The organism is Sporosarcina sp. NCCP-2222 (assembly GCF_023168145.1).
In the GTDB taxonomy this organism is placed as follows: domain Bacteria; phylum Bacillota; class Bacilli; order Bacillales_A; family Planococcaceae; genus Sporosarcina.
The window spans coordinates 76,232-84,215 of the sequence record NZ_BQYK01000011.1; the positions used below are offsets into that span (position 1 = coordinate 76,232).

Consider the following 7,984-nt stretch of genomic DNA (forward strand, 5'->3'; position numbering starts at 1 on the left):
GGCGCGTTTCCGTCCAACCATTCCCTTTCATTGGGGGCGTTCGGTCTCGGAGGTACGCCAGAAGCCACTGAATATTTACAGGAGAAGGTCGACTTGCTCGTGATAATCGGTTCCAAAATGAGCGATATGTCCACAGCCGGACTAGCGGAATCCATGTATCCCGAGCACGTGATCCACTTTGATTATGATCCGACGTTTATTGGCAAATCAATTAACGTGCCAACTACACCGGTGCTCGGCGACATCAAAACGAATTTACAGTTGATTCTGAAGGATCTGCACAACGAGAAAGAAATATTCTTGTCCTCTCCTGAACCGCTGGAGCTTCAGAAAAACACACCAGGCGAGCGCATGTCCGCCGTCCAAGTATTGCGGGCCATGCGGAATGCACTCCCTTCGGATGCAATTGTATTCGGTGATGATGGAAGCCATTCTTTTTACGGAATCAAACATTATGACGTCTATGAGCCAGGCACATTCTACTTCGAGGATATTTTCGGGGCCATGGGGAATGGCATTGGCTATGCTATCGGTGCCCAATTGGCCGCTCCAGAAAAAACGGTTGTCTGCCTGACGGGAGATGGCTGTATGTTCATGCACGGCACGGAAATATCGACAGCTTACAACTATGACGCACCCGTCCTCTTTATCGTCATCAATAACGGACGACTAGACATGGTCGAAAAGGGGATGCGTAAAATGATAGGCACATCTATAGGCGGAATCTATGAAACTCCTATGAAAGCAGCTTGTTTTGCAGAGTCGATGGGACTCCAAGCTTATACATGCCGGGATCCTTTTGAATTAAGCAAACGAATAACAGAAGCATTGCAGTTCATTAAAGAAACAAATAAACCAATCGTATTAGAAGTGTTGGTGGATGAAAATGAAATTCCGCCGACTATGGGGAGACAGTGATGACTATGGATAACAACACAAGATATAATGCCGGAGCAAGTGTTATGGAAGAACTCTTTTCAGAAGAAGTCCGTACCGGCATGCAAGAAATTAAACATATTTCACCCGACCTTTGGGACATGATTGTGTCCTTCGGCTTCGGAGATCTGTACGCCAGGAAAACCCTTTCCTTGTCACAACGAGAGATCATCACCTTGACATCGCTCATCACCCAAGGAGCATTCGACCAGCTGCGGGTTCATTTACAGGCTGCTTTGAATGTTGGGTTGTCAAAAGAGGAAATCATTGAGCTGATCATCCATTGCACCGGTTATGTCGGTTTCCCAAAAGCTGTTCAGGCCATGGGAATTGCTGGCGAGATTTTTAAAGAAAATTAATGAAAAGCCAGGCATGGAATCGTTCCATGCCTGGCTTTCTCACTTCCCCCATACACTTCCCCTTTCATTTAACTACTAAAGCGATTAAATATTCTATTACCTTTCAACCTAACCTAATTCTTACAGTAATTCTTTAAGCCTAATAACAAAACGGCACATATACTACTTTTCTCACAAATATATTAGTAGATAATGTTTACAATATATTTAGATTAAGGTACGCTTGAAAAAGTGCAACCTACACGGAGAGGAGTAACATCATGTCGATAGGCAAAAAGATATATGGGGGATTTGCAATTATGCTGGGTATCTTGCTAATGTTCGCAGGCTTCAGCATTTATCAAATGTTATCCATTACTGCAAAATATGAAGATATGTTTGACCAACAAGTAAAACAGGTACAGTTGGCCGAAAAAATTCAAAAAGATACCGCATTTCAAGGAATGCATCTTCGGGAATACCTGGCAAACGGCAGCGGTGCCGCTCTATCCCGGTATGATGAAGCAAAGGAATCCTTGCAAACTACATACGAAGAATTGTCTACATATGCCACAACAGAAGAAATGAGTGAAGTACTGGAAAGAATGAACAGCTCCATCACTCAATTCAATGATGTCGCCAATCAAGCCATCAACTATACCAAACAAAGCAACCGCAATGGTGCTGAACGCATCATGAACACGAGCGGACTGACTGCAAGCGCCAACATTCAAAACGCTGCGGAGGAAATTGCGCAATATCAAAATGAACAGCTTGCGCAAAACCGTGCCATAGTTACAGACAAAGCGACGACGGCCAAAGAGGGGCTATTCATCTCCACAATCTCCGACATCTTCTTGGCCCTGCTCATTGCATTCTTCATCAAACGTTCCATCGCGAAACCAATTGGTGAACTGGTTTCTGGTGCAGCCATTATCGCTGCAGGCGATCTGACCCAAGAGGATATTAGCGTCAAATCAAAAGATGAAGTTCGCGACTTGGCCAATTCTTTTAATGCGATGAAAGCGAATTTACGCGGGCTGATCGGCAGCATCAACGACAATGCCGCCCATGTCAGTGCGACCGCAGAGGAATTATCCGCCAGCACGGAAGAGGTGACCCGAGCATCGCAGGATGTCGGAGAAAACATGGAATTGATTGCTGCAGGCGCGCAAACATCAGCAACCTCCGCCCAGGAAAGCTCTCTCGCTATGGAAGAGACGGCACTGGGCGTCCAGCGAATCGCCGAATCTGCACAACAGTTGAATGACAGTGCCTCGACTACGGAAAAATTGGCCGAGCAAAGCGGCGGTGCTGTGAAACAGGCAAAAGACCAGATGAACGTCATCTATGAATCGTCACATGCCACGAGTGAATTGATCGCCCGCTTGAGCAAGCAGACAGCAGAAATCGAGAACATCATCCATATCATTACAGACATTACCGAACAGACGAATTTGCTTGCCTTAAATGCAGCAATTGAAGCAGCCCGTGCAGGTGAGCACGGCAAAGGATTTGCGGTCGTTGCGGATGAAGTTCGGAAACTGGCCGAGCAGTCCAAACAGTCAGCCAACCAAATTGTCGAGCTGACAACCGAAATCCAGACCGATACGAAACAGGTGGAGCGAGCCGTTGCTGACAGCTTGAAGAACGTTGAAGAAGGAGTTCATGTCATCGACGAAGCCGGCAACGCCTTCCTCTCCATCGTCCAAGCCGTCCAAACGATGGGCGTCCAAATCGGAGACATATCCGCAGCAACCGAGGAAATTTCAGCAGGCGCCGAGGAAGTATCCGCTTCTATCCAAGAAATCGCCACACATTCAATTGAAGCATCCGGAAAGACAGCGCAAAACTCTATCGCTGTCCAAGAACAAATGGCAACAATCGAAGAAATCAACACTGTCGCACAGGCTCTAAGCCGCCAAGCGATGAGTTTGCAGCAAGTGATTCAGGAATTTAAAGTGTGAGATAGTAAAAGCAGCCACGATCCATTTTTATGGATTGTGGCTGCTCTTCATGTATGTACGACAAAAACAACCTCCCGCAAGAACATCATCCGCAGGAGGTTGTTTTCAATTAATTCCGATCCCAATCCTTCGCAGGAGCTGGCACTTCGCTTGCTGCAGCAAAAATGCTATTAGCTAACATTCGATAGGAGTGCTTCGTATGAGCCCGGAATGCCAAGTCGTTGGCAAACAAAGTGATGGTGCCGCCTTCCAGCTGTTGCGTGAAGGCGAGAACTTGACCTTGAGCCCCTTCATGTCCCGGCCACCAGCCGGCTACGTAAAAGTCCGGAGTATCCTTAACCGTTGCAAGCACCGCGGCGTTTTTCGGCACGGCTGTAATCCAAGAGCCTCTTGTCGTATACAATAGCTCTTCCCTATCATAACCAGCCATAAGCGAATGGTTGAAGTTGATGTCAGCTTTGATCAGCCCTTCATGTCCACCCGAAGTCGTTTGGTAATCAAACCCTTCCAAGACACCGGCTTCTTTCACGGCCTTCAAGACGTTATTGCCGATACCGACAAATGCCTTGCCCGCCAATTCTTCCGGCAGCTTGGCATCCGAAACGACGATTTCCGCCTCATCCTCTTTCGCCAGCTCGAATCCTAGTTCTTTTAACGAGAAGATTAATTGGCCGGAGCCATTGGAAGCCACTTTTGGCTGGGCAATCCATTTCGCTTTGACTGCCTTATAGGATGGCAGCGGAGCCGCTTCAAATACATATTGATCAGCATATGGCAGAAGGTCTTCTGTCCGTACAATGAAATCCCCCGCATGGAAGCCGAATTTTCCTTCTTTTAATATACCGACCGATTTACCGTCTTTTAGTAATTCATTTACCAGTTTAATCGTATCATTATTGACATTCTTCAATACTTGTCTTGCTTTTTTCTCGTCAATAAAGCTTGCTGGCACTTCCACTTTCGATACAGCTTCTGTTCGCTCAGCCAGTGCGTCTTCACCTGTTACCCGGATTTCTTGAATATCAAATCCGCGCAATGCTGGGAAATTTGCAACAACCGGATCGTACATTGCTTCCCAATCGGATACGTCATCGCCTTTGTACAACATCGCGTTTGCCAAACCGCGTTTCGCCTGCTTCATCGGCACGACATATGTCCCTTTCGGATAAGCCTTGCCATCCACCTTGATGTCTTCCGTCGTTTGTTCAACTTTCACACCGTTGCGGATCAAATAATCCACCATATTGTACACTTCTGCTACGTTCTTTTGCTTATCTCCAACTGGCATCACATAATAATCCGGGAAGAAGTTTTCATTTTCCCCTCGCGTACGACCAATTGATTCTCCAGCCGCATTCGTCAAAAGGGGATCAATATTGCGATTATCCTCTCCTTTGACGCCACGGTTAAAGATTTCCAACTGGCGCGAATACAGTTCATCTTTGTTTTCAAATACATAATTGATCATTCCCAGGCCAGCGCCTACCATGGCCTTGTATGATTCCTGTCCAAGCGTCGGCACCTCTACCGTATGGCCCAGCGTACCGTGAAGCATAGAGAAGATCGGCGTATAAGAAGGACCCATGTCATCCCAGCCATCTTTGTACTCTTCCGCCGCTAAGAAATACGACGTCAATGCGGAACTGCCAATCCCAGCCTGGCCCATCGCATGAGCTTGCGGGATCATTCCTTCCATTAACAAATCATATTCAAAGTTCGGGTTATGCGGCGGTGTGGCAGGCTCGATGAGGAACCCTTTCACATAGCCGTGCCCTTCCATCATTGCAAGCGGCGTCCACTTTGCAATAACCGGGTTGAGTTGAATCGTCTCTACCTGTGTTTGGTACGCGTTATCACGGTTCAAATCAAAACCGTTAACGTTGGCCCGTGTATTGTGTACGCGTCCATCCGGATTATGCGAGAAATTAAAGATGAGGATGAGGTGGTCTAACACTTCATCAACATTCAATTTGACTTCTTCGTCCGTTCCATCCTCATTTGTCTTTGTAAAAGTCACTTCTTTTTCCGTAGCGAATTTCTCAAGTAACTCAGTTTGGAAATCAATTCCTTCTGTTTCATCCGGGTGAATATTATTGAACCAAACAGGCACCTGATAGTCGCCCATAGTTCCATCTTTCAGCTTCGCAATCAATTCATCCGGTGTTTCGAGCGCAACCGGAAGCGTTTCAGTTAAATACGTATCAACGGCCGCCTCATTTTTTGCCAAGATGACCATATGGAAATCACGGCCTTCTGTACTTTTGCCAGGGCTCTCATACTGGACATAACGACCATTCAAACCAGCCGCCTTTTCAATAATTCCGTCGATCGATGGTTTAATCTCATCCCATTCTAGAAACTCGTCGTACACATTCAACTTGACTGTCGTAGCAGCCTTTGTCCCATGCTCCTTGTCAACTAGCGCAAGCTCATAGTCTCCAAGCAACTGCTTGTACTGTACGCGAATGGAACGCGGCGACAAATCATCTGTTCCGAAAGGCAAATCAAATTCAAGCTTTGCCTCGATTGTTGTCGTGCCGTTTACATAATGGGGAGCCTTTTTGATGGTAATGAACGGGTCACCCGCAAAAGAAGTGGATTTTGCATCCCACTTTTTCCATTCAGCAAGAGGCTTGCCTCCAAATTGGAGCTCCACTTGCTCTAAATCAACCTCTTGTCCTAAATCGGCGGACACAGTCACCTCACGAACTTCTGTCAGCGCCAGCTTCGATTGGCTGGCTTTCAATTCAGTTGATTGCTTCGCAGCAGTCTCAACGGATGTAGCCGCTTGCGTCGGTACCGGCAATACAAGCGAAAACGCAAGAATGACTGCTAAAAAACTCCATAAAAACCGTTTCACTCTCCATCTCCCTCTCTTTTAGTATCTTTGTAGATTACTAACCTACAATAGTTTGAGTGTAGCAAATCTTCCGCATCTTGAATACTATATTATTTCGTTTAGTGAAATATAATAAGAACATTGAGCATAAAGACATAATGACAAAGGATAAAATAGTTAAACAACAATATTCTAACTATGTTATAAGAATCATTAATTATGTATAAAAATACAGAATTGCTATTATCCAAAATAAAAACCCTGCAGAACATAGTCTGCAGGGCCTATGAGTATCATATTTTTTTCAATACAGTTGTCAACGATTCATCGATAATGGAAATGATCTTTTCCACTTCTTCGTTTGTAATACAGAACGGCGGGGCAAATGCGAGTGTGTCTTGCCCTTCATAAATGATGCTTCTGCCGAGCAGTCCATGATGTAATGCTTCTTCAATCACTTTCACGGACACCGGCTCATCAAAACGAGTTCCAGTTTCCTTATCTTTCATGATTTCTACAGCACCGAGCAACCCAACACCTCGCGCATCTCCTATCACCTCATGCCGATCCTGCAGCCATTCGAATCCTTTTTGGAATGCTTCACCCATTTGACGCACATTTTCATAGAGCTGTTCCTCTTTCAGAATACGCAAGTTTTCCAGTGCCACCGCACAGCACATTGGGTGTCCGCTGTACGTATACCCGTGCATGAAGATGCCGTCGGACAAGCTGACCAGTTCGGAACGCAATCTTTCTGTCAGCACCATGCCTCCTAGCGGTGCATAACCGCTTGTAATTCCCTTAGCGATGACCATGACATCCGGCACGACATCGTAATGCTCCATGCCGAACGTCTTTCCCGTCCTGCCAAAACCGGTAATGACTTCATCCGCTATGAATAAAATATCATTCGCATCACATAGTGCGCGGACTTCTTTGAAATAGCCTTCCGGAGGAGGGTTTACCCCTCCCGAACCTTGGATGGGCTCAGAGATGAAAGCCGCAATCGTGTCCGCGCCTTCTGTTTCAACCAATTCCTTCAATGCCTCTATCGAAGAATCCACGTACAGGAAATCTGGCGCGAGCGAAGGGAAGCTTCTAAAACCAGGCAAGCCGGTAGCACTGGAAGCCCCCACCGATACGCCATGATACGATTTTTTTCTCGAAATGATTTTCTTCTTCTCTGGTAATCCTTTTAGTTGCCAGTAATACCGGACCGTTTTAAATGCAGTGTCATTAGCTTCCGAGCCGCCCGATGTAAAGAAAGTTGCCGTCAGATCCCCCGGCGCCATGCTTGCAACAACCTTCGCCAGTTCGATGACGGGCTCATGGCTGTTTGTCGCAAATGTCGAACTGAAGGCCAGTTTCTTCATTTGTTTTGCTGCGGCTTCTCCAAGCTCCTCCCTGCCGTGTCCAATATTAACATTCCACAGGGAGGACAGTCCGTCGATAACTGTCTTGCCCCGAACGTCCTTCAAATAAATGCCCTTGCCTTCCGTGAAGATGAATTTAGGCCCCTGTTCCTGATGTTGTTTAAAAGATGTTGTCGGATGAATGAAATGCTTTTTGTCCAATTCCGCCAGTTCATTATAGTAAGCCTCTCTATTTTCAGTTGATTGTAAAATCATCATAACCCCTCCATGCTTTATTTTTTCGGAGTCGTTAATGCCGAACGGATCGGAACCCGTTCATAGGCCGACTCCTTTTCATTGGCAGTTTCCGTCTCTTCCGTCGTTGCCTTCCCTTGATCGGCACGCAACATTTTCAGCAGCGCGACCCCCATCAGCAGAAGTATGACCGTGAACGGCAAGGCGGCAACAAGTGAAGCTGTTTGTAACCCTGCCAGCCCACTGCTATTGATTAACACGACAACAATGGCAGCCATGAGAATTCCCCATGTCGCT

6 protein-coding genes are annotated in these 7,984 nt (G+C 46.4%); 3 read left to right on the forward strand and 3 right to left on the reverse strand.

Going from position 1 to position 7,984, the window contains the following annotated elements:
* The 3 genes from NCCP2222_RS18625 to NCCP2222_RS18635 form a co-directional block, all read left to right on the forward strand.
* Nucleotides 1-918, forward strand: a 918-nt coding sequence (locus NCCP2222_RS18625) for a thiamine pyrophosphate-binding protein (RefSeq protein WP_248513888.1), incomplete at its 5' end; no start/stop codon positions are given.
* On the forward strand, nucleotides 918-1,295 hold the full coding sequence (locus NCCP2222_RS18630; RefSeq protein ID WP_248513889.1) for a carboxymuconolactone decarboxylase family protein: 378 nt from the start codon (nucleotides 918-920) through the stop codon (nucleotides 1,293-1,295). The genes NCCP2222_RS18625 and NCCP2222_RS18630, both read left to right, overlap by 1 nt.
* A 260-nt stretch (nucleotides 1,296-1,555) precedes the next feature.
* Nucleotides 1,556-3,241, forward strand: coding sequence for a methyl-accepting chemotaxis protein (locus NCCP2222_RS18635; protein ID WP_248513890.1), 1,686 nt, complete (start codon nucleotides 1,556-1,558; stop codon nucleotides 3,239-3,241).
* Between the two features lie 109 nt (nucleotides 3,242-3,350).
* Here the strand turns inward: NCCP2222_RS18635 and NCCP2222_RS18640 are convergent, their stop codons facing one another.
* The 3 genes from NCCP2222_RS18640 to NCCP2222_RS18650 all read right to left on the reverse strand — a co-directional run.
* Nucleotides 3,351-6,101 (reverse strand): M14 family metallopeptidase, encoded by a 2,751-nt coding sequence (locus NCCP2222_RS18640; RefSeq protein WP_248513891.1) that lies wholly within the window; start codon nucleotides 6,099-6,101, stop codon nucleotides 3,351-3,353.
* A gap of 272 nt (nucleotides 6,102-6,373) precedes the next feature.
* Entirely contained in the window at nucleotides 6,374-7,708 is a 1,335-nt protein-coding gene (locus NCCP2222_RS18645; protein ID WP_248513892.1) for an aminotransferase family protein, read from the reverse strand.
* 17 nt (nucleotides 7,709-7,725) lie between these two features.
* Nucleotides 7,726-7,984, reverse strand: a 259-nt coding sequence (locus NCCP2222_RS18650; protein WP_248513893.1) for a BCCT family transporter, incomplete at its 5' end; no start/stop codon positions are given.

Coding starts and splice junctions, on each gene's coding strand:
- NCCP2222_RS18645 (WP_248513892.1), bottom strand. CDS start 7,708: ATGATTTTACAATCAACTGAAAATAGAGAGGCTTACTATAATGAACTG.
- NCCP2222_RS18635 (WP_248513890.1), top strand. CDS start 1,556: ATGTCGATAGGCAAAAAGATATATGGGGGATTTGCAATTATGCTGGGT.
- NCCP2222_RS18630 (WP_248513889.1), top strand. CDS start 918: ATGACTATGGATAACAACACAAGATATAATGCCGGAGCAAGTGTTATG.